This is a genomic window from Halapricum salinum (assembly GCF_004799665.1).
Lineage (GTDB): Archaea > Halobacteriota > Halobacteria > Halobacteriales > Haloarculaceae > Halapricum > Halapricum salinum.
Genome location: NZ_CP031310.1, coordinates 1,238,987 through 1,261,900, shown reverse-complemented (window position 1 = coordinate 1,261,900; position 22,914 = coordinate 1,238,987). Strand labels below are relative to the sequence as shown.

Here is a 22,914-nt window from a genome sequence, read left to right as displayed (position 1 = left end):
GTCTCAGGAGTCCTGACCTGCCAGATAGAGGCCGGCGAGCGCCATCACGACGACGAACAGTACGAGCGCCCCGACCAGCGGCAGCGCACCGTCGGCAGCGATGCTGTTGTCGGTGCCGTACATCGAGCCGACGACCGCGAGCGCGCCGACGAACACTCCGACAGATCCGACAGCGATCGCGATCTCGACGACGTCTGAACGCTCCATTACCGGGAGATTCCGACGCGCCCCCGGAAAAGCGTGTCGAACCGGCTGGTCGCCGCGCTGTCGTGCGATTGTACCCCTCTGACCGAGTGATTTACCTATCTACAGGACCTACGTTTCGACTGGACGCAGTCGTGAAACCAGCCGCGTCAGATGTGTTATGCCCGATCCACTCCCGACCCCCTCCAGTAGAAAGACCGCACTCGCACCCGACCCCCGGACGATGGACGAGCGGGCGGCCCGCGCCTGGACCGAACGGATGGCCGTCCGCCCGCTCGGTGCCGGTCGTTACGCCGTCGACAGCCAGAGCGGCGCGACCTACGTCGTCGACCTTCTCCATGGGCGCTGTACCTGCCCGGATCACGAAATCCGCGGCGAGCGGTGTAAACACCTCCGCAGAGTCGCCATCGAGGTGACCAGCCACCGCGTTCCCCCACCCGGGAAACGACGGGCGACCTGCGCGCAGTGTGGCGTCGAGATGTTCGTCCCCGAAGCGTCGGGCGAACCCGCGCTCTGTGGCGCGTGTACATTCGAGCCCGGTGACGTGGTCCTGGACCGCGAGACTGGCGACCGACTCGCCGTCGCCCGCGTCACGACTGTTCGCGCCGACGAGTACGTCGTCGAGAGCGCCGACTGCACAGTTTCAGAGTACGAGACCAACGCCGGCTACCCGGACGAGGACCTCGTCGTCGAGGCGAGCTACCTCGGTGAGACGGTCCGCCGGGAGACGCCGCGCGTCTACGCGTTCCCCCACTCGCGGCTGGCCGGGACCGACCAGCAACTACTGGACGCCTGATCCAGAGCCACGGCTACAGAACTGGGTCCCCGAAAAGGCTCACTATCAGCCATTGCGACGAGAAGCACTTAAACGACTGCGTCGCTACTGCCGGTCACTCCAGCATAGCGGCGGCCTCGTCGATGTCCAGATCGCCGCGTTCGAACGCCGAGAGCACGTCCAGGACGCTCTGGTCGGGGCCATCGTCCTCGTCCTCTTCGAGGTCGTTCAGGGTCACTTTTTCGGAGTGGCCGACGAACTCTTCGAAGTCGACGCCGTCCGCGAGGGCGGTCTCTTTCTTGACGCGGTAGTTCCCGCCGTCGGTCGTGTAGAGGTCGCCGGGGTGGAAGAAGTACCAGTCCTCCCGGTCGAAGCGGACGCCAACACGGGGTTTTGCACCGAAATTCTGCGAGAAGTACACGAGCGCTTCGATCTCCTCGCCCGAGAGATAGATGGGGTCGCCGCTACTGGACTTGGCTTCGATCGCGTAGAAGTCCCCGCCGTCACCGGCCAGTACGTCCGGCAGTTCGCGCTCGGTCGCGCTGCCGCTTGCAGGTGCACGCATTACCGCGAAGCCCGCCTCGTCCAGCGCGTTGACGAGTTCGCGCTCGCGTCGGTCGCCCTTCTCGTTCGAGACTACCATTACTCTCCAGTCGGCATGCCCGCGTGTTAAGGGCTACTCCCTCGCCCCCAGACCCCGTCCGTGTGAGTGGGTGTGTGCCATCGTGCCGTGCGACCAGAAGCTATTTGACTAACTGGTCAGTCAGTATCGATACGTTCAGTGATGGTCCCCGGAGTCGTGACTCGCGCGACCGCGCGAGCGAGCGTGGAGGTGTCAGGATGAGCGTCGCGACCAGACTCGGTGGGTTCCGCGATCGCGTCGGCCAGCTGCTCAAAGACCCCGACGAGCTGGATCTCACCAGCGGCGGGATCGGCTGGCCGCTGTTCTACCTGTCGCTGCCGATCGTCGTCACGAACCTGCTGCAGACGGCCTACAACCTCGCCGACACCTTCTGGGTCGGTCGCTTCAGTACGACCGCGCTGACGGCGATCACGTTCTCGTTCCCGCTGGTCTTCCTGATGTTCGCGATGGCGATGGGGCTGGCGATCGCCGGGAGCGTTCTCGTCGCCCAGAACATCGGTGCAGACGACGAGTCACAGGCCCAGTTCGCGGCCTCCCAGACGGTGGTGTTCTCGCTGACCGTCTCGCTCGGTCTGGGGTTGGCGGGCTACGCCGTCGTCGAGCCGGTCCTGGGTCTCCTGGGCGCCGACGCCGCCGTGCAGGTGCTGGCGGCCGATTACATGCGCGTGATCGCGCTCGGCATGCCGTTCATGTTCGGCTTCGCGGTGTTCATCTCGCTGATGCGGGGCTACGGTGACACTGTCACGCCGATGCTCGTCATGCTGGGGTCGGTCGTGCTCAACATCGCGATCGACCCGTTTCTCATCTTCGGCTGGGGCCCGTTCCCGCAACTCGGGATCACCGGCGCGGCCATCGCGACCGTCTTCTCCCGGGCGCTGGCGATGGTCGTCGGGCTGGCGATCATGTTCCGTGGCAGCTACGGCGTCGAGATCCACCTCTCCCAGATGCGTCCTGACTTCGCGTACTGGGGCAAGCTCCTGCGGATCGGCGTCCCCGGTTCCGTCGAGGTGACGGGCCGCGCGCTGTCGGTCACGGTCATGCTGTTCATCGTCGGGCAGTTCGCCAACGAGGTCGTCGCCGGCTTCGGCGTCGTCGCCCGCGTGAACTCGATCGTCTTCCTGCCCGCCATCGCCGTCTCTCAGGGTGTGGAGACGATGACTGGCCAGAACGTCGGTGCGGATCGGCTGGACCGGGCGGAGCGAACCAACAACTTCGCCGCGAAGATTCTCTTTGCCGTGCTGGCAGCGATGGGTGTGTTCGCCTTCCTGTTCGCCGAGTCGATCATCGGCGTCTTCACCAGCGATCCGAAGGTGATCGAGCCCGGCGCGACGTTCCTGCGCTACGCCGCACCCTCGTTCGGATTCATCGGAATCATGCGGGCGTATATCGGCGGCTTCCGCGGGACGGGCGGGACGCTCACCGCGGCGGCGATCACGGTCGTCATGCTGTGGGTCGTCCGCCTGCCGATCGCCTGGTTCGGCGCCGGCTCGATCGGTCAAGAGGGCGTCTGGGCGGCGTTCGCCGTCTCGAACGTCGTCGGCGCGGGGCTCGCCTGGGCGTGGTTCCGCCGCGGCGGCTGGAAGCGCGGTGACGCCACCGACGACTTCTTCGGCGTCGACGTGGGCCCCGATCCCGAACCGACCGACGACTGACTCCGGCGTCGACGCCGGCCAGACACCTGCTCAGGCGTCGGGGCCCGCACTGCTGTCTAGCACCGACGGCTGGCCCCCATCCGCGGGTTCCCAGACGACCCTGACCTCGTAGGCGCTGCTATCGACTGGAATCCGCCAACTGTCGCCAGCAGTGATCGTGCCGTCGTCGTTTGTGGACCCGTTCCACTCTCCGGTTCGGGCGAGGTCCGTTCCTCGAACGTACAGGTTCGTTGCCCATATCTCGTCGGCGGTACTTTGACACGTGATCGTGAGCTGCCCACCCTGGGAGGCCGCGTCGAAATCGAAACCGAACGCGGCCGCTGGGACATCTCTCACTTGTTCGGTGTCGGGCTGAGTTGCGGTGTCGTCTTCGGTGTTGTCACCGAGTACGAGGAACGCCCCTACCCCGAGGGCAACTACGGCACCACCACCGGCCAGCAGCGTCCGTCGGTCCGTCCCCGTCTCGTGGGGCCGCGTTCGCTGCTGTCGCGGTGGGGGTTGCTGACTGGCCGCTGTTGGCGGGCCCTGCGTCGACTGCCCGGCTGCGTGGCGATCGTCTCGGTGGGCTGTCTGCTGGGGTACTGTCTCGCTGTACAGCTCGGCGCCACAGTAGCGACAGTGGGCGTCCCGGGTATCGACCGCCGCACCACAACTCGGGCACGTATTCATGCTGGCGGAATTCGAGTCAGCGAACAAAAAGCTCTCGGGCTGTGACGTTCCGTCCCCCTGGATCGTCTGTCGATCAGGCTGGCATGGTCGTCGTCAGACCGACCCGATCGAAGCCGTCGACCTCGGCCGCATCGGCGCTGGGCAGGCGCATCCTGACGACCGTCCCTCGAGGATCGTTGTCCTCGAATTCGAGCTCGCCGTCGGAGTGTTCGACGACCCAGACGGTCGTCCACAGGCCGAGGCCACTGGTGTGTCTGAGTTTCGTCTCCGAGCCTTCGTCGAGGACGTCCAGTTCGTGTTCGGGGACGCCGGGACCGTTGTCCGCGATCACGAGCTCGGTCTCGATTGGATTCCAGTCGACGGTGACTCTGACCCGCGGCTCGTCGGCGTCGTTGTGCTTGGCGGCGTTCTCCAGCAGGTTCGCGACTGCCGTATCGAGCGACGGTGCGGCCTCGACGGGGACCTGTTCGGGCATCTCGATAGCTACCTGGACGCCGGGGTAGGTCTGCCCGAGTGCGGCCAGTTCCCGCTCTACCACGGTCGCGAGATCGATGCTCTGGTGGTCGCCCTCGGCTCCCATCAGCGACTCCAGCGTCCGGGCTTTGTCACTCTGAGCAACCAGACTCTGGGCCACGTCGGCGATGGTTTCGGCGTCTCTGGCGTCGACGCCCGTGTTGCGGCTGGCGATGAGTTCGGCCCGGCCCTGGACGACGTTGAGGTCGTTGCGAACGTTGTGCCGGAGGACGCGATTCATGACCATCAGCCGTTCGTTCGAGCGCCGGAGGCGATTGTTCAGCCGTTCGGTCTGGTCTTTCGCCGTCCGCCAGCGCTGGCGCGCGCGGACGTGTCGGACGTCGTAGATCCCGAGGACGCTGCCCAGGAGTGCGCCGGTCGAACTCGCGCCCGCGAACCACCGCGGCCCGAGCGGGAGCGTGCCGCCCTGGCTCTCGACGAGGATCCGTGCCAGAAACGCCAGCAGGAGGAAACTCGCCGTGCCGCCGCCACACCAGACGGCCAGCCGCGTCGTCGAGGACGCTTCCCACGATTGTCCGGCCCAGAGCCCGATTCCGACCACTGCCGCCGAGAACACCAGCGACGTAACTCCTCCCGAAAGCACCGTCAGGACGTTCGCCTTCGATCCAGCGATGCTCAGCAGATGGATCCCGCTCAGAACTGCACCGGTCCCTACGATGACGCCGACGCTCGCGAGGTGTTGTCCACGTGACCCGACACCGACATCACCGTCGCCCCCGTCTGCCATGCGTTCTCATGTGAGGACCGCACAGATAGTCATTTCTATCAGTGTACTATCTTTTATCGGGACAGATGTGGGCAACGTGACTGGCAACTACTGTTAGATATTTGATCAGAATCGCTAGTACACTCCAATATACTGTATATCGACCCAGGTGGGTAATATACCTGCATCTCGACCTAAGAAGCGCTTATACCTACCCGACAATTCTATTTTTCTGTAGAAAAGTGAACGAATCACGCAGATATACTCGAATACCTGGACGAATTGCTATCATTACGTCGCGGCTGGGGACTGGAGGGCACCGATGAGCGATCACGGCTCGTCCTGCGGTTGCTGTAACCCACCTGCCGGAGCCGACACGTCGGCGATCAGAGAGCGGATGCGGCAGGTCTACGGTCCGGAGGAACTGCCCGGTCGTCGGCAGTTTCTCAAAGCGCTGGCGGGCGTCGGCGCGGCTGGCGTGCTCGCCGGCTGTACGACCTCCGACGGCGCGACGAATACGACGGCCGATCCGACCGAGACGACAGCCGAGCCGCCTGGGACGACCGCGACTGCTACCGAAGACGGCGTCGAAACGCTCTCGGGGACGCTCGTCGTCGGCGAGGAGATGTCCGTCACCGAGGGGACCGTCCGGATCGAAGACGGCGAGATCGTCTCGATCACCGAGGAAGGCGTCGAGTCGGACGACATCATCGTGCCGGCGTTCGTCAATCCGCATACCCACATCACTGATTCGACCGCCAAAGACGGTGAACGCGCCCGGAACTACTCCTGGTACGAGCTGTTCATCGATCCCGGTCTGAAGAGTGAGATCAACGGCAACGCGACTCGAGCGGAGAAACGCCAGGCGATGATCGAGACGATGGAGTTCATGCGTGCGTCCGGGACCGGGACGTTCGCCGACTTCAAGGAGGAAGGGGTCACGGGAATCGAGGACCTCAACATGGCCGACGAACAGACCGCCGTCGAGGCAGTCGGCCTGTTGACCGGGGCGATCGACGAGTCTGCAGACCTCCAGGCTGAAATCGAAAACGCAGACGGCTACAACACCTACGCACCCTATGGCGAGCAGGCCGAGCGAGCACGCGAGATCTGTGCCGATCTCGGGAAGGTGTTCGCACTCCACTCGGGCGAGCCCAACGCCGACGACATCGACGCCAGCCTCGCGCTGAACCCCGACTACACCTCTCACATGGTTCACACCCGCGAGCAGGACTACCAGACGCTCTCGGACGACGACATCGGAGTCGTCTGTCTGCCACGGTCGAACCTCGTGATCCTGGACGAACTCCCGCCGCTCGAACGACTCCACGAGGCGACGACGGTCGCGCTCGCGACTGACAACGTGATGCTCAACTCCTCGTCGATGCTGCGGGAGATGGAGTTCACGAGCAAACTGTTCGACGTCACGGTGACGGAGGTGTTACAGATGGCCACGATTAACGGCGCACGCCTCATCAAGCGCGACGAGGAGATCGGCTCGATCGAGGAAGGCAAACGCGCCCGCCTCGCCGTCTTCAGCACCGACTACGAGTTGCAGAACGTCGTCGACCCGATCGCCGGTATCGTCCGGCGAGCGACGGCCCGGGACGTCGAGCGGACGGTCCTCTACTAGCTCGCGCTGGTTTCACTTTCACCCTGCCACCGAGAAGGCTTTAAGCCACGCAGGAGTGGTTTCCCCTAACGAATGCCATCGATGCAGTCCACACTGGGCGAGTCGGGGATCGCCGAGGAACTGGCCGAGAGCCAGCGCCAGATCTCCATCGCCGAGTTCTTCGAGAAGAACAAGCACATGCTCGGGTTCGACTCGGGGGCCCGGGCGCTCGTCACGGCAGTAAAAGAAGGCGTCGACAACTCTCTCGACGCCTGCGAGGAAGCAGATATTCTCCCTGATATTTACGTCGAAATATCGGAGAACCGTGACTACTACACGCTGGTCATCGAGGACAACGGCCCCGGGATCACGAAAGAGCAGATTCCGAAAGTGTTCGGGAAACTCCTCTATGGGTCCCGGTTTCACAAGCGTGAGCAGAATCGCGGCCAGCAGGGGATCGGGATCTCTGCCGCCGTCCTCTACTCACAACTCACCAGCGGCAAGCCCGCGAAGATCACCTCCCGGACGAAGGGATCGAGCGAGGCCCAGTACTTCGAGTTGATCATCGATACGGATACGAACGAACCAGAGATCGACGTCGAGGAGACGACGACCTGGGAACGTCCCCACGGGACGCGGATCGAACTGGAGATGGAGGCCAACATGCGCGCTCGCCAGAGCCTCCACGAGTACATCGCGGAGACCGCGGTCGTCAACCCCCACGCCCGGATCGAGTTCGCCGAGCCGAACCTCGACTCGCCACTCAAGTTCGAGCGCGCCGAGAACGCCGAACTCCCCGCCGAGACCGAGGAGATTCGGCCTCACCCCCACGGCGTCGAACTGGGTACCCTGCTGAAGATGCTGGAGGCGACCGACTCCTATTCGATCTCTGGCTTTCTGCAGGAGGAGTTTACGCGAGTCGGCCAGAAGACCGCCGACAGCGTCATCGACCGCTTCCGGGATCGGCACTTCGGCCGCGGGATGGCCTGGCGGCCCCCGCAGGTACACGAAGAGGCTGACGTCGCGGCCGCGGTCCGCGCGGCGGTCTCGAACAAGGGCAAGGAGGCGACCAAGACCTTCGCCGGCGCAGTATCCGACTCCATCGACGACTGCGACCGCGTCGCCCACCACGAGGTCCGTGAAATCGTCGATTCGGAGGCCGACGCCGTCGAGGACGAGTTCGGGACGACCTTCGGCTCCACGGTCAGAGAGAAGGCCACCGAGGCTGCCTGGGTCCAGCTACTGGGCGACGGCGAGACCGACGCCGACCGCAAGGAGGCGCTCACGTCGGACCTCTACCCGCTGGTCGACGAGGCCACGAGCACTCGGAAAGACGACGCTGTACTCCAGGGCCTCTCCGAGCGGCTGGCCGCGAAGTTCGTCAACAGCGACGACCAGCGCCACCGACTTACGCGCGAGGACCTCGGCGACTACGTGGCCCGGGCGGCCGACGCCACCGAGGAGTACGACGACGCGACCTTCGGCGACACGGCCAGAGAGAACGTCGTCGAGGCGATCTGGGGAGTCATGGCGACGGTGCCGGACGACCCGCCCACCGTCAGTTCGATCGCCGACGATCGGGACGCCGCCTCCGAACTCCTGGAGGCGATGCGGGCGACCGACATCATGTCTCCCCCAACTGGGTGTCTCGCGCCGATCACCGACGAACTGGTGCTCTCCGGCCTCAAAAAGGAGTTCGACGCCGACTTCTACGCCGCTGCGACGCGGGACGCCTCGGTTCACGGCGGCGACCCGTTCATCGTCGAGGCCGGGATCGCCTACGGTGGCGATCTCGAAGACGGCGGCACGGTCGACGTGATGCGCTTCGCCAACCGCGTCCCGCTGGTCTACCAGCGCGGGGCGTGTGCGACCACCGACGTCGTCAAGTCGATCAACTGGCGCAACTACGGCCTGGACCAGCCGGGCGGCAGCGGGATTCCGAACGGCCCCGCAGTGGTCATGGTCCACGTCGCCTCGACGAACGTCCCCTTCACCAGCGAATCGAAGGACGCCGTCGCGAACGTCCCGGAGATCGAAAGCGAGATCGAACTCGCGATCCGCGAAGCGGCGCGGGACCTCAAGAGCTACCTCAACAAGCGCCGCTCGATGCAGCAGCGCCGCAAGAAGCAGAACAAACTCGCGACGATCCTGCCGGAGATGGCCGAAAAGTTGGCCTCGGTGACGGGCAACGAGAAACCGAACATCGACGAGGCGATGGCCCGGATCATGAACAACGTCCTGGTCGATCGCGAGGTCGACGGTGACACCGCGACGATCACCGTCGAGAACAACTCCGATCGAAGCGCCGACCTCGAACTCACGGAGATCGTCGGCGCGGAACCCCAGGACGTCAACGGCGCGAACGTCGTCGAGATGGACGGCGAGTGGTTCATCAAGTGGTCGCCCTCGGTCTCCAGCGGGGAGACCGCCGAACTCGAATATCGTGTCGATACGACGGCTCCCTCGGAGATCTCCGTCGACGGAATCGAAGACGAGAAACTCACGGTGCAAACATGAGCGCAGACGACATCAACTACGGCGAAGGCGACGCCCGCGAGCGCCTGCTCGCGCTGGCCGAACAGTTCTACGAGCAGTTCGAGACGGGCGACGTCCCGCAGTTGCAGGTCCCGACCAGAACGAAGAGCAACATCGAGTACGACGAGGACAGCGACGTCTGGGTCTACGGCGACCGCCACTCCACCCGGAGCGCAAAGACCGTCTCGGGCGCCCAGAAGCTCCTGAAAGCGACCTATACGATCGACTTCCTCGCCCAGCAACTCGACGAAGACCGCTCCTCGACGCTGCGTGAACTGTACTACCTCAGCGAGTCCTGGGATCTGGACGAGGCCCAGTTCAACGATCAGGACGAGTCGAACCAGCTCGTCGAGGATCTCGAAATCGTCTCGGGAGCGACCCGCGAGGACTTCCACATGCGCCCCGAGGAGTCGGGTGCGACCCTGATGGGCCCGCTCCTGCTGCGCGAGCAGACCCGCCGCGGCGAGCGCGAGATTCACTGCCAGGAGGACGTCGGAGAGGGGGGCTACCAGATCCCGAACAATCCCGACCAGATCGAATTTCTGGAGTGTGACGCCGACTTCGTCCTCGCGGTGGAGACGGGTGGTATGCGAGATCGGCTGGTCGAGAACGGCTTCGACGAGGAACACAACGCGATGGTCGTTCACCTGAAGGGCCAGCCCGCTCGTGCCACGCGGCGGATCACCAAGCGCCTGCACGACGAACTCGACTTGCCGGTGACGGTGTTCACTGACGGTGACCCCTGGTCGTATCGGATCTACGGCTCCGTGGCGTACGGGTCGATCAAGTCCGCGCACCTCTCGGAGTACCTCGCGACGCCCCAGGCCCGGTTCATCGGCGTCCAGCCCGAGGACATCGTCGAGTACGACCTGCCGACCGATCCCCTCAGCGACTCGGACATCAACGCCCTGGAGTCTGAACTGGAAGACCCGCGCTTCCAGACCGACTACTGGGAGGAGCAGATCGAACTCCAGCTGGACATCGAGAAGAAGTCCGAACAGCAGGCCCTCGCATCGCACGGTCTGGACTTCGTGACCGACACGTACCTGCCCGAACGTCTCGAAGCGATGGACATTCTGTGAGGGCGCGACCACGGCGGCTGGACGCGGCCGCGCACAACCGAATCCATATGTGGCCAGCCCCCTTTCGGCCGGTATGACAAAGCGGCACGTTTCGTTGCCCACCTACGCCGAGCAGGGGTTACGCGAATTCATCTCCGAGGTCGACGACCGTCTCAGCAGCGACGAGGACACCTGCGACGTCGTCGAGGACGTCCTGATCGATCTGCACGGTGATCGGGAGGCCTACGAGCGCTGGCAGAGCGGCGAGTCGGTCAGCCCCGCAGAACGGGTCCGCCTGCAGGGCTACGATCCCTGCAACGCCACCCTCGAGAGCGAGTACTACGCCGAGAAAGACGAGGACCGCTTTACCGAATCAAAATACCTCCAGTGGCTCTGGCGGCAGTTCGACGCCACGCCCATGGCCGACAACGTCGAGTTCGCGCTGCGCTTCCGGCGGATGCTCGCCGACCACCTCTTCGAGTCCTGCGGGGAGAACTGCCGCTTCTTCAAGAACATCTCCTTTACCTACGGTCACAACATCGAGGTCGGCGACAACGTGGTCATCCACGACGACGTCCATCTGGACGACCGCGGGAAGCTGACCATCGGCGATCGGGTCTCCATCTCCGACGACGCCCACCTCTACAGTCACGACCACGACGCCGTCGACCAGACCCACGTCGACAACTACCACACGGTCGTCGAGGACGACGTGCGGATCACCTACGACTCGATGGTTCGTGCCGGCGTCCGAGTGGGCGAGAACGCCATCCTCGCCGCCAAGTCCATCGCCGGCAAGGACATCCCCGCCCATCACATCGCCGCTGGCACGCCCGCGAAATCCATCGCGATCAAAGACGGGTGGGAGTCGGTCGCCGACCCGCTTGCGGACGCCAACGTGGATCGACGTGCGGAGCGCCAGCTCGAGTACGAGGTTCCCGACGACGTGCGCGTCTTCGACGAGTTTCAGCGGGATCTGCAGTCGCCGGAGTGATATCCGTCACTCCGAGGCCACACTCACTTGTTCGCGTGACCGCCGGATCGGTGATTTCGGCCGCCCGACGGCGAGACGACAACGTAACACCTAAACGCAACCGCGGCCGACAAATCGAGTGAGCCAGGATGGCCGAACGGTAAGGCGCACGCCTGGAAAGCGTGTTCCCTTTCGGGATTCTGGGTTCAAATCCCAGTCCTGGCGTCTTCTGCTCCGAGCAATACGCGAGGAGCGAAGCGGCTCGGCTGGGATTTGAGCACGCGAGTCGCAGCACCGAGCGGAGCGAGGTGACCGTCTCGCCATCGGTTCAAATCCCAGCCCTGGCGTACTTTTGCCGCGAGCAAACTCGCGAGCGGCAAATTCGATATAGACAGGGATTTGAATGAGGGGAGTCGCAGCGTCGAGCGAAGCGAGACGACCGCCTTCGCGTGGTTCAAATCCCAGTCCTGGCGCTTTTTGCCGCGTACAAACTCGCGAGCCGGCCGTCGTCAACATACGACTCCCGGCTGAACTGGCTGCGCATAAACGCGCAGCCGAGCCGGCCGTCGTCAACTACTTTCGACTGCCGTCCAAATCCCCGCCCATGAACCACGAGCAGTCACGCGACCTGTACGACCGCGCTCTCTCCGTGATGCCGGGCGGCGTCAACTCCTCTGTCCGGGCGATTCAGCCCTACCCCTTCTTCGTCCAGAAGGGCGACGGCGGCCACGTCGTCGACGCCGACGGCAACCGCTACGTCGACTTCGTGATGGGCTACGGCCCGCTCCTGCTGGGACACGACCTGCCCGAGCAGGTCCAGGCCGCGATCCAGCAGCGCGCCAGCGAAGGCCCGATGTACGGCGCGCCCACCGAAGTCGAGGTCGAACTCGCGGAATTCGTGACGCGGCACGTTCCCGGCGTCGAGATGGTCCGGTTCGTCAACAGCGGGACCGAGGCCACCGTCTCGGCCGTCCGGCTCGCCCGCGGCTACACCGGCCGGGACAAGATCGTCGTCATGCAGGGCGGCTACCACGGCGCCCAGGAGTCGACGCTCGTCGAGGGTCACGGCGAGCACACCCACCCCTCCAGCCCGGGCATCCCCGAGAGCTTCGCCGAGCACACGCTGACTGTGCCGTTCAACGACACCGAGGCCGTCGAGCGAGTGTTCGAGGAGCACGGCGAGGACATCGCCGCCGTCCTCACGGAACCGATCCTCGGCAACTACGGGATCGTCCACCCCGTCGAGGGCTACCACGAACAGCTGCGCCAGCTCTGTGACGAGCACGGTTCGCTACTCATCTTCGACGAGGTCATCACCGGCTTTCGCGTCGGTGGCCTCCAGTGTGCCCAGGGCAAGTTCGGGATCGATCCCGACATCACGACGTTCGGCAAGATCGTCGGCGGCGGCTTCCCCGTGGGTGCAATCGGAGGCAAGAGCGAGATCATCGAGCAGTTCACACCCGCGGGCGAGGTCTTCCAGTCCGGCACCTTCTCTGGCCACCCCGTGACGATGGCCGCCGGGCTGGAAACACTCAGATACGCCGCCGAGAACGACGTCTACGACCACGTGAACGAACTGGGCGAGCGCATGCGTTCGGGAATCGCCGACATCCTCGAAGACCAGGCGCCCCAGTATACCGTGGTCGGCACGGACTCGATGTTCAAGGTGATCTTCACCCGTGAGGGCGAGTTCGGCGAGGGCCACTGCGAGGCCGGCTGTACGCAGAACCCGACCTGCCCGCGCTACGAGCACTGTCCCAAAAACGGGATGGACGTCAAGCAGGCCGAGACCGAGCGCTGGGAACGGCTGTTCTGGCCCGCGATGAAAGAGCAGGGCGTGTTCCTCACGCCTAACCAGTTCGAATCGCAGTTCCTCTCGGCCGCCCACACAGACACGGACATCGAGACGGCCCTGGAAGCCTACAAGGACGCCCTGTAGGCGAGCGCCGGTGTTCCCCGACCCTCACTCGAACAGATACTCGTCGGCGTTGCCTGTCGCGATCATCGCACCACCGGCCAGCGTGAGCACGCCGACGGCCAGCAGTACCGCCCCGACCAGCGCGTTGCTCCCGACCGCGAGAGTCCCCGCACCGGCCGCGACCGCCAGAAACCCGGCCGCGATCACGATCGCGAACAGGATCGACCGCTGCTGACTGTTCTCGTCCGACCCGAACACTGCCACCTCGCCAAGCTCTACCATATGCCTAATTTACGTAATATGGTATTTCAGTCTTGGGGCTGAACCGACGATCCGAGCGACACATTTTAGAGAAATCACTCTGAACGACCACTGGAGTGGTTATCAATGGGGGCAGAAACGGTTTCGATTGGCGAGGCGTCGACGGCGGGCGGGGCCGACAGCGCGAGGGGTGTGCGATGAGTCTGGTCGCCGAGATCGAAGTCAGTGGCCCACCGATCGAGCTGACGGCCGTCTCGACCGAGTATCCGGCCGTCGACATCGAAATCGAGCGCTTTCGGTGGGACGACGGCACGATCCACTGGTTTCTCTGGGCCAGCGGTGAACGGCTCGATCGCGTGACCCAGGCGTTCGAAGCGCTGCCGAGCGCCCTCGACGTCGGACTGGTCAGCGGTGGGACGAACCGCCGTCTCTACCGTGTGACGATGGCAGGAAAAGTCGACGACGTACCGGCCGACGTCCTGCTCGACGGTGCGCTCGTCAGCGGGCAGGTCCGACCTAACTGTTTGCGTCTGGTCGGTCACGTCTCCGGCCGAAACGTGCTCACGGGACTCTGGAAGTTCCTCCGCTCGAACGAGATCAGCGTCGAGGTGCTCCGGCTCAGCCACGGGACTGCCAAGGAGGACACCGGCCGCCTGACTGAACCCCAGTTCGAGGCGCTGGTGACGGCCTACGAGATGGGCTATTTCGACGAGTCAGAGCGCGTGACTCAGGACGAAGTGGCCACGGAACTCGGCATCTCCCGCTCGTCGTTTTCCGAACGACTTCGACGTGCCCAACATCACCTCGTCGAAGCACAGCTTGGCGTCACGTAGGTCCATATAAATGGCCGCCGTTCGGCGGGGTTACTTTCAGTACGCTGGGGGGTCAATATACCGCCGTGGTGCGTCTCCGTCGGCAGTTGTACTGCTGGCGAGGACCACTCACACAGACGCTGGAGGTTCCGACAAGCGCCTCCAACGCCCGTCATCAGCCCCCTTTGATGCGGTGTGAAAACACGAGTGACAGGCCTGTGTGTCTGTCGTCTCGTAGCTTTCGATACTGCGCGCTCGACAGCGACTGCACCGATCATCTCGTTTCAACCCCCTCGCTTCGTGAGCAACCCGGTTTTTGTCTGTCGGTTTTTTCCCTCCCGTTCTACTTTCACTGTGGTCCAAATTCGCATACCCACTTTTTTGGCTCACTCCCGCTCACGAGTCACGCCGTTCCTCGTTCGCATCCGCGGTTCTCGCTTGCGGCGCTGACGCGCCGGCTCCGCTCACTCCCGCTGGTCGCTCGCGCAAAAACATGGGGAAAAAGACCGCACCCACCCCTTCGGTTCCGGATAAAACCGCACGGCTGCATCGGGACACCATCGCGCTACCGACACTTCCGCCGAGGTTTGCGTAACCACTTTTTCCGCTCACTCCCGCTGGTCGCTCGCGCAAAAACATGGGGAAAAAGACCGCACCCACCCCTTCGGTTCCGGATAAAACCGCACGGCTGCATCGGGACACCATCGCGCTACCGACACTTCCGCCGAGGTTTGCTAAGGTTCTTGAGTGAGTACGTCCAACTCTGTCTCCACTGAATGGCCACCGCGGACAACACCGAACTCATCGACAGCTTCGAGGAGTTCTACCGGAACTACTACCGGAACGAGATCGGCGAACTCGCCCAGAAGTACCCGTCGGACAAGAAATCCCTGTTCGTCGACTGGCAGGACCTCTACCGGTTCGATCCGGATCTGGCCGACGACTTCCGGAGCCAGCCCGAGCAACTGCAGGAGTACGCCGAGGAAGCCCTCAGACTGTACGATCTGCCCGTGGACGTCAAGTTAGGGCAGGCCCACGTCCGAATCAAAAATCTGCCCGACGCGACAGACATCCGCGACATCCGTGCCGACCACCGCGGCTCGCTCATCAGCGTCCAGGGTATCGTCCGCAAGGCCACCGAAGTCCGCCCGAAAGTCACGACGGCGGCCTTCGAGTGCCAGCGCTGTGGGACCCTCTCTCGGATTCCTCAATCGACCGGTGACTTCCAGGAACCTCACGAGTGCCAGGGCTGTGAACGCCAGGGCCCATTCCGGATCAACTTCGACCAATCCGAATTTATCGACGCCCAGAAAATCCGCGTTCAGGAGTCTCCCGAGGGCCTCCGCGGCGGGGAGACGCCCCAGTCGATCGACGTCAACATCGAGGACGACATCACGGGTAACGTCACCGCGGGCGACCACGTCCGCGTGACGGGCGTGCTCAAACTCGACCAGCGCGAGCAGGGCAACGAGAAGACGCCCATGTTCGACACTTACATGCACGGTCTCAGCGTCGTCATCGAGGACGAGCAGTTCGAGGACATGGAAATTACCGACGAGGACAAAAAAGAGATCGTCGAACTTTCGAACGAACCAGACATCTACGAGCAGATGGTCGGCGCGATCGCCCCCTCGATCTACGGCTACGATCAGGAGAAACTCGCGATGGCTCTGCAACTGTTTTCGGGCGTCTCGAAGTCGCTGCCAGACGGCTCACGGATCCGGGGCGACCTGCATATGCTTCTGATCGGCGACCCTGGTACTGGGAAGAGTCAGATGATTTCATACATCCAACAGATTGCCCCGAGATCTGTCTATACGTCGGGGAAAGGCTCATCGGCCGCCGGCCTTACGGCTGCAGCTGTTAGAGATGACTTCGGAGACGGCCAACAGTGGACGCTGGAGGCTGGCGCACTCGTTTTGGCCGATCAAGGGATCGCCGCGGTCGACGAGCTAGACAAGATGAGTTGCGTGACTGGGGATACCCTGGTCCACCTCGAAAATGGAGTTTGCCGGATTCGTGATCTCGCCCACGATGCAGCCAGCACTGGCGAGATAGAACCACTCTCGAACGGGCGGATCATTCGAGATGTCGATCTCCGCGTCTGGACGATGACCGACGAGGAACGAATCGTCACGCGATCAGTTACCGCGATCCACGAGTACGACGCGCCGGAGACAGTGACGCGAGTCACACTCGATACTGGAGAGGAACTCGTCGCGACACCGGATCACCCCTTCATCGTCGAAACAGAAGCGGGTCAGGACGAGAAGCCTGCCGCCACCGTCACGACGGAGGACCGTGTGTACGTCCCGGAAACGACGATCGCGACAGATGGCGGACCCGCCCAGGCAAAGGGGCACAAAACCGAAACAGCGGTAGCAGGAGTAACTGACGTCGAACAACTAACCGACCACGGTTTCGAACACGTGTACGATTTGACCGTCGAAGGGACCCACAATTTCGTTGCAAACGGGATGGTCGTCCACAACTCTGACGACCGGTCGGCAATGCACGAGGCCCTAGAGCAGCAGTCCTACCATCCGGATTCAGAGGTGCTACTCGCAGACGGCCGGCGGGTCGAGCTCGGCGAGTTTGTCGACAGTCGAATGGAAGCCAACTCGGACGAGGTCGTCGACGGCGTCGACTGCGAGATCCTCCCGATCGAAGACGCCGGCGTCCACACAGTCGACCTGGAGAGCAACGAGGTTCGGAAGACGTCGGTCGATCGGGTGAGCCGCCACGAGGCGCCCGAGGAGTTCGTCCGCGTCACTTTCTCGAACGGTCGAGACGTGCTCGTGACGCCCGAACATCCGATGTTCGTGGACGTCGGCGGCGAGATCCGGACGGTGGCCGCCGAGGAGATCACCGAGGGAGCGTACGTCCCCGCACCGCGGAAACTCCCCAATAGCAGCGCAGCAGTCGAACTGGAGGACGAAGCCCATCTCGGCAAGGAGAAAGACGTCTCGCTTCCGGAGGCTCTGTCGCCCGATCTGGCCGAGATTCTCGGCTTCCTCACGGCAGAGGGCCACAGCTACGCCGGATCGGCACACGAGATCGGCTTCTCGAACCAGGACGAGCGGCTCCTGGACCGGATGGACACACTCATGACGCGTGTGTTCGGGATGGAGAGCACCGACGTGACGAACGCGGCCGGGACAGTGACCCAGCGATGGGTGTCGACGAAACTGTACCGGTGGTTCGAACGGAATTTCCCCGAAGTGATGCACACCGCACGGGAAAAGCGGATTCCAGCGGCCGTTCTGGGCGCTTCCGAGGAATCGATCCGGCGGTTCCTCGTGGGTGCTTTCGCGGGGGACGGCGGTGTCGAGAGCGAGGCGATGGCGTACGCGACGGCGTCAGAGGGGCTGGCCGAGGACTACGCCGATGCCCTCTCGAAGATCGGTGTCGCGTCTCGCATCCACTACGATATCGCGGAAGACTCCTGGAAAGTGTACGTGATGGGTGACTCGACAGCGCGGTTCGTGGATGCAGTCCTCGATCCTGCGGACGAGCGGTACGACGACGCCGTCGCGTTTGCCGATCGAAGCGTCGACACACCGCGTCACCACGACGTGTTACCGCCGAGTGCGGCAGAAGAACTCCGAGCGCTACGGAAGCTTCTCGGGTTGTCGTTGACCGGCCGATATCGACCGAACCTGGACGAGAGCTACGGGGTCCAGATCGAGACCGTCACGGACGAACTCGCGACGTTGCGTGGGCGCGTTTCGATGGTGCGAGAGGCAGTCACCGAAGCGGACACGCTCGGAGAACTCAGGGCGGCTGTCGGTTGGTCCGGCCGCGAACTCGCCGAACACCTCGAGAACGAAACGACGAGCGCAGTCCACTACGCCGAAGACGGCGGCTACGACGAGCAGCGACGTGCTGCGCTCACCGAGTCGGCGCGCGAGGCTGTCGAAGACGCCCTCGCGGAAGCCGAGGAACGGATCGACGCACTCGAAGCGCGCTGTGACCTCCGCTACTACGAAGTCACGGACGTCGAAACGGTGCCTAACGACGGTGAGTACGCGACCGACTGGGTCTACGACGTGACCGTCGAACCGACGAACACGTTCGTCAGCCAGGGAGTCGTTCTGCACAACTCCATCAGCATCTCCAAGGCGGGAATCAACGCCACCCTCAAATCACGCTGTTCGCTGCTCGGGGCGGCCAATCCGAAGTACGGGCGGTTCGACCAGTACGAGCCGATCGGCGAGCAGATCGATCTGGAACCCGCGCTGATCTCGCGGTTCGACCTGATCTTCACCGTCACGGACGACCCCAACGAGGAGAAAGACCGCGAGCTGGCCGGACACATCCTCAAGACCAACTACGCAGGGGAACTGCACACTCACCGTCAGAACAACGCGACGCCGGACTTCTCGGCCGAGGAGGTCGAGACGGTCACCGAGCAGGTCGACCCGGCGATCGATCCCGAACTCCTGCGGAAGTACATCGCCTACTCGAAACGCAACTGCTACCCGACGATGACCGAGGAGGCCAAAGACGAGATCGAGCAGTTCTACGTCGACCTGCGCTCGAAGGGCCAGGACGAGGACGCCGCCGTCCCCGTCACGGCCCGGAAGATCGAGGCGCTCATTCGACTCGCAGAAGCCTCCGCACGAGTGCGCCTCTCGGATACCGTCGAGAAGCGCGACGCCGAGCGGTCGGTCGAAATCGTCCGCTCGTGCCTGCAGGACATCGGTGTCGATCCCGAGACTGGCGAGCTAGACGCCGACGTCGTCGAGACGGGAACTTCGAAGAGCCAGCGCGACCGCATCCAGAACATCAAGGGGATCATCGGCGATATCGAAGCGGAGTACGACGACGGTGCGCCGATCGATGTCGTTATCGAGCGGGCCGAAGAGGTGGGAATCGACGAGTCGAAGGCCGAACACGAGATCGAGAAACTCAAGCAGAAAGGCGAGGTCTACGAGCCCCGGACCGATCACTTGCGGACGGCCTGAGATCGATTCGCGCCGGGCGGTCTAGTTCGACTGATCGCTCGCCTGTTGCTCGTTCGCTTCTTCGAGCGCCTCGCGGTAGGTCTGGGCGTCCATCGTGACGAACACGACGTTCCCGCGCAGTCCGTCGAGCGTCGGGGAGAACTGTTCGCCGTCGGTGGTATTGAGCGTGATGTCGGGGTCGAACTGCGTCGCTCGAACCGTCTCGTTGGTCGGGTCGAACGACGTTTCCATCGGGAGCAGTGAGCCGTAGGCTGGGCGGTAAGCGAACACGAACAGGCCGCTGGCCTCGGCGTCGGGGACCGCCTCGAGGTCGTATTCCATCTCGACCGAGTCCACAGAGACCGAGCGGTTCGTCTGCATGGCGACGATCGGCGAGACGCGCGAGGGTTCGACGACGGAACTCTGGTAGAAGAGATCGGAGGCGTTCGAGACGGAGACCGCTGTCACGTTGTCGAGCTCTCCAGAGACGGTGACGGACGTGCCGAGACTTGCGTTCTGGACCTGTCTCGTCGTCGTCTCCGGGTCGTCGCTGACCAGTCCGAGCCACGCCGGTTCCGCGACCGTCGTCGAGCCGACGTCGGTCAGCTGGATTCGCGTCGTGAACGTCTCTTCAGTCCCGTTCTCTGCGAGCGTGAGTTGGTAGGTGGTGTTGTGGACGAGTCCGTCGCTGCTCACGAGCAGTTCCGCCTCGTAGGAGGTGACTGTCGCGTTCTGGAACTGGCGCTGGAGGTCGGCCTGGTCGGCGGACAGTCGGTGGAGCGTCCGCCCGTCGCGCTGGACGGTCCCGTCGTAGGTGAACTGTGCGTCGTCGAGCACGTCACGGACGTACGGGCCGCCCGTCGGGACTGCCGAGGCGTCGGTGTCGACGTGACGGACGATCTGTTCGCCGCCGCCGCGCCTGATCTCGTAGCTGCCGTTCGCAGTGAGGTAGGTCTCGCGGTCGGCGCTTCCCGTCGAGAGTTCGATGATCGCGGGGAGGCCGTCACTGTCGGTTTTCGCGTCGATCGTCAACTCACCGCCGGTGGTCTGCTGGTCGACCGCCAGCGTGTAGCTCCGATCGGCGAGCGCGTCTTCGTGAGCCGCGACGAGCGCGTCGGCGTCGACGCCCGACGCAGAGACGCCCGGTGGCGCGTCGTCGAGCGTTCCCGTCTCGGTCGGTGTCCCGCCGCCGCCACCGCCGGTACAGCCGGCTAGCGCGACGAGGGCGACGAGACAGAGGGTACTGAGGCGTTTCACGTCCGGCCCCTCCGCCGCCAGGGGGCAAATACCTTCTGCGTCGGCGACGACTACTTCCGCCACGGTTGGCGAACTCTTTTGCCCGATTACGGCCAATCCCCTGGTGTGTCAACCGAGCCGTCGTATCTCCGATTCTTTCCCTACGAGGAGCCCTACGACCACCAGCGGGAGGCGATGGGCCGGATCTACGACGCGCTCGGCGACGGAACAGACGTCCTCTTCGAGGGGGCCTGCGGCACAGGGAAAACGCTGGCGTCGCTCGCGCCCGCCCTGAAGTACGCCCGCGAGTCGAACAAGACCGTCGTCATCACGACCAACGTCCACCAGCAGATGCGCCAGTTCGTCGAGGAGGCCAGCGCCATCGCCCAGACCGAGGATCTCCGAGCCGTGGTCTTCCGCGGGAAATCCTCGATGTGTCACATCGAGGTCGGCTACGAGGAGTGTCAGGCCCTGCGGGATACGACGCGCGAACTCGTCGATCTGGAGGGCGAGCGCGCCGAATTAGAGCAGCGCCAGCGCGAACTGCTGGATGCGAGTCAGGCCGGCGAGAGCGAGGCGACCGAGGCCCGCTCGGCCGTCATGGACGAACTCGATGCGGTCGAGGACGAACTGGATGAGTTCGAGGACCGCGCGACCTGCGAGCACTACTACCGGAACCTCACCGCGGACACCGACGACTTCTACGCGTGGCTGTACGACGACGTGCGGACGCCCGACGACATCTACCAATTCGCCGAGCAGCAGGGAATGTGCGGGTACGAACTGCTGAAGGAAGGCATGGAGGGGGTCGATCTGGTCGTGGCGAACTATCACCACCTGCTGGATCCCCTGATCCGCGAGCAGTTCTTCCGGTGGCTCGGTCGCGACCCCGAGGACGTGATCGCCGTCTTCGACGAGGCCCACAACGTCGAGGACGCCGCCCGTGACCACGCCCGCCGGACGCTCAGCGAGCGGACTGTCGATCAGGCACTCGACGAACTGAGCGAGGTCGAGGACCCGCGGGTCGAGGCGGCCCGGAACGTCTTCGAGACCTACCTGACCGCGCTTCGAGAGGGCTATCGTGAGGCGATGGGACCGGGGACCGTCCGCGAGAACGAGGTCGACGAACACTGGTCAGATCTGTCGATCGCCAACGACGACCGCCGGGACGACGTGACCCTCTCCTTCCTGCAGGCCTACACCGGCCCCGGGTTTCGCGAGGAACTCGATTTCGCCCTCGAACTCGGACAGACGCTCGATCAGCGCTACGAGGAGGCCTACAAGGATGGCGAGACCACAGTCCGCAAGGAGTGTCAGACCCTGCAGGTCGCCCAGTTCCTCACGGCGTGGTTCGACGAGGGCGACGCCGAGGGGATGTATCCCGTGGTGAGTGTTCGGCGGAGAGAGGAGGACGGCGAGCAGGATGCACTCGGTGGCGGCAGTGCGGGCGAGATCTACGGCCGCGCCGAACTCTACACCTGCATTCCCGAGCGCGTGACTCGGTCGCTGTTCGACGATCTTCACGCCGCGGTCCTGATGAGCGCGACGCTGCGACCGTTCGACGTGACCGAGGACGTCCTCGGGCTGGACGACCCGGAGACGATGGCCTACGGTGCGCAGTTCCCCGAGGAGCGCCGCCGCACCTACGCCGTCGAAGCGCCCGCACTGTTCGCCAGCGAGCGCGACGACCCGGCGACCCAGGACGCGATCACCCAGGCGCTCGAAGACGCGATCCGCTTCACGCCAGGAAATACGCTCGCGTTCTTCCCGAGTTACGCCGAAGCCGAGCGCTACTACCACCGCGTCGAAACGAATGCGACGACCTATCTCGACGAACCCGGAACGCCAGCCCACGACCTCCGCGAGGAGTTTACAGACTCCGAGCACGCCGTCCTCTTCTCCTCGCTGTGGGGCACGCTCACCGAGGGCGTCAGCTACGACGGCGACGACGCCCGGACGGTAGCCGTGGTCGGCGTCCCGTACCCCCATCTCGACGACCGGATGGACGCCGTCCAGCAGTCCTATCAGGCCGCCTTCGGCGGCGAGGGCGAGGACGCCGACGACGAGGCGGGCTGGCGCTACGCCGTCGAGATTCCAACGATCAGGAAGACCCGGCAGGCCCTCGGCCGCGTGGTGCGCTCGCCGACGGACTTCGGCGCGCGGATTCTCGTGGACAAACGCTACACACAGGCCGCCGAGATCGAGATGCACGACTACGCCGTCCGCGGGACCTTCCCGCCCGAGGAACGCGCCGAGATGATCGATATGGACCCTCAGAAACTGAAATTCGGCCTGCTGAACTTCTACAACGATCTCGAGGCCTACGACGGCGACCCGCCGAGGCCCTGAGTGTCGGTAGTCGACAGCGCCGATCAGC

The 22,914-nt window shown here is 64.1% G+C and carries 16 protein-coding genes and 1 tRNA gene; 11 read left to right on the top strand and 6 right to left on the bottom strand.

What is annotated here, in order from left to right; genetic code table 11:
• Positions 1-3 precede the first annotated feature (3 nt).
• Positions 4-207, bottom strand: coding sequence for a DUF7472 family protein (locus DV733_RS06295; protein WP_079979579.1), 204 nt, complete (start codon positions 205-207; stop codon positions 4-6).
• Positions 208-364: 157 nt separating this feature from the next.
• On the opposite strand from DV733_RS06295, the gene DV733_RS06290 reads away from it, so the two are divergent.
• Entirely contained in the window at positions 365-1,000 is a 636-nt protein-coding gene (locus DV733_RS06290; protein WP_049995559.1) for an SWIM zinc finger family protein, read from the top strand.
• Between the two features lie 94 nt (positions 1,001-1,094).
• Here the strand turns inward: DV733_RS06290 and hjc are convergent, their stop codons facing one another.
• A complete protein-coding gene (gene hjc / locus DV733_RS06285; protein ID WP_049995560.1) occupies positions 1,095-1,622 on the bottom strand; it encodes a Holliday junction resolvase Hjc in 528 nt (175 codons plus the stop codon).
• 197 nt (positions 1,623-1,819) lie between these two features.
• On the opposite strand from hjc, the gene DV733_RS06280 reads away from it, so the two are divergent.
• Positions 1,820-3,274, top strand: a complete 1,455-nt coding sequence (locus DV733_RS06280) for an MATE family efflux transporter (protein ID WP_049995561.1) — start codon at positions 1,820-1,822, stop codon at positions 3,272-3,274.
• Between the two features lie 30 nt (positions 3,275-3,304).
• On the opposite strand, the gene DV733_RS06275 is transcribed toward DV733_RS06280, so the two are convergent.
• Positions 3,305-3,943: a zinc ribbon domain-containing protein gene (locus tag DV733_RS06275; protein ID WP_049995562.1), complete on the bottom strand. Its 639-nt coding sequence runs from the start codon at positions 3,941-3,943 to the stop codon at positions 3,305-3,307.
• Between the two features lie 73 nt (positions 3,944-4,016).
• A complete protein-coding gene (locus DV733_RS06270) occupies positions 4,017-5,204 on the bottom strand; it encodes a sensor histidine kinase (RefSeq protein WP_049995563.1) in 1,188 nt (395 codons plus the stop codon).
• Positions 5,205-5,505: 301 nt separating this feature from the next.
• On the opposite strand from DV733_RS06270, the gene DV733_RS06265 reads away from it, so the two are divergent.
• The 6 genes from DV733_RS06265 (at position 5,506) to hemL (ending at position 13,303) form a co-directional block, all read left to right on the top strand.
• Positions 5,506-6,816, top strand: coding sequence for an amidohydrolase family protein (locus DV733_RS06265; RefSeq protein WP_079979580.1), 1,311 nt, complete (start codon positions 5,506-5,508; stop codon positions 6,814-6,816).
• Between the two features lie 72 nt (positions 6,817-6,888).
• Positions 6,889-9,312 carry a DNA topoisomerase VI subunit B gene (locus tag DV733_RS06260; protein WP_049995565.1) on the top strand — a complete coding sequence of 808 codons (2,424 nt, stop codon included), beginning with the start codon at positions 6,889-6,891 and terminating at the stop codon, positions 9,310-9,312.
• Positions 9,309-10,412 (top strand): DNA topoisomerase IV subunit A, encoded by a 1,104-nt coding sequence (locus DV733_RS06255; protein ID WP_049995566.1) that lies wholly within the window; start codon positions 9,309-9,311, stop codon positions 10,410-10,412. Before DV733_RS06260 ends, DV733_RS06255 begins: the two co-directional genes overlap by 4 nt.
• Positions 10,413-10,485: 73 nt before the next feature.
• Positions 10,486-11,385 carry an acyltransferase gene (locus tag DV733_RS06250; protein WP_049995567.1) on the top strand — a complete coding sequence of 300 codons (900 nt, stop codon included), beginning with the start codon at positions 10,486-10,488 and terminating at the stop codon, positions 11,383-11,385.
• A 122-nt stretch (positions 11,386-11,507) separates the two neighbouring features.
• A tRNA-Ser gene (locus DV733_RS06245) sits at positions 11,508-11,589 on the top strand.
• Positions 11,590-11,968: 379 nt separating this feature from the next.
• Complete coding sequence (hemL, locus tag DV733_RS06240; RefSeq protein WP_049995568.1) at positions 11,969-13,303, top strand: glutamate-1-semialdehyde 2,1-aminomutase; 1,335 nt, start codon at positions 11,969-11,971, stop codon at positions 13,301-13,303.
• Positions 13,304-13,327: 24 nt separating this feature from the next.
• Here the strand turns inward: hemL and DV733_RS06235 are convergent, their stop codons facing one another.
• Positions 13,328-13,564, bottom strand: coding sequence for a hypothetical protein (locus DV733_RS06235; RefSeq protein ID WP_049995569.1), 237 nt, complete (start codon positions 13,562-13,564; stop codon positions 13,328-13,330).
• Between the two features lie 176 nt (positions 13,565-13,740).
• On the opposite strand from DV733_RS06235, the gene DV733_RS06230 reads away from it, so the two are divergent.
• The gene (locus DV733_RS06230; protein ID WP_049995570.1) at positions 13,741-14,376 is read left to right on the top strand and encodes a helix-turn-helix domain-containing protein; all 636 of its coding nucleotides are present in this window, start codon (positions 13,741-13,743) and stop codon (positions 14,374-14,376) included.
• A 755-nt stretch (positions 14,377-15,131) separates the two neighbouring features.
• Entirely contained in the window at positions 15,132-19,322 is a 4,191-nt protein-coding gene (locus tag DV733_RS17645) for an intein-containing Cdc46/Mcm family DNA replicative helicase (protein WP_049995571.1), read from the top strand.
• A gap of 21 nt (positions 19,323-19,343) precedes the next feature.
• Here DV733_RS17645 and DV733_RS06220 read toward each other — a convergent pair whose 3' ends face one another.
• Positions 19,344-20,558 (bottom strand): DUF7537 family lipoprotein, encoded by a 1,215-nt coding sequence (locus DV733_RS06220; RefSeq protein ID WP_049995572.1) that lies wholly within the window; start codon positions 20,556-20,558, stop codon positions 19,344-19,346.
• Between the two features lie 105 nt (positions 20,559-20,663).
• Here DV733_RS06220 and DV733_RS06215 point away from each other — a divergent pair, with 105 nt between their 5' ends.
• On the top strand, positions 20,664-22,886 hold the full coding sequence (locus DV733_RS06215) for an ATP-dependent DNA helicase (protein WP_049995573.1): 2,223 nt from the start codon (positions 20,664-20,666) through the stop codon (positions 22,884-22,886).
• Positions 22,887-22,914 lie beyond the last annotated feature (28 nt).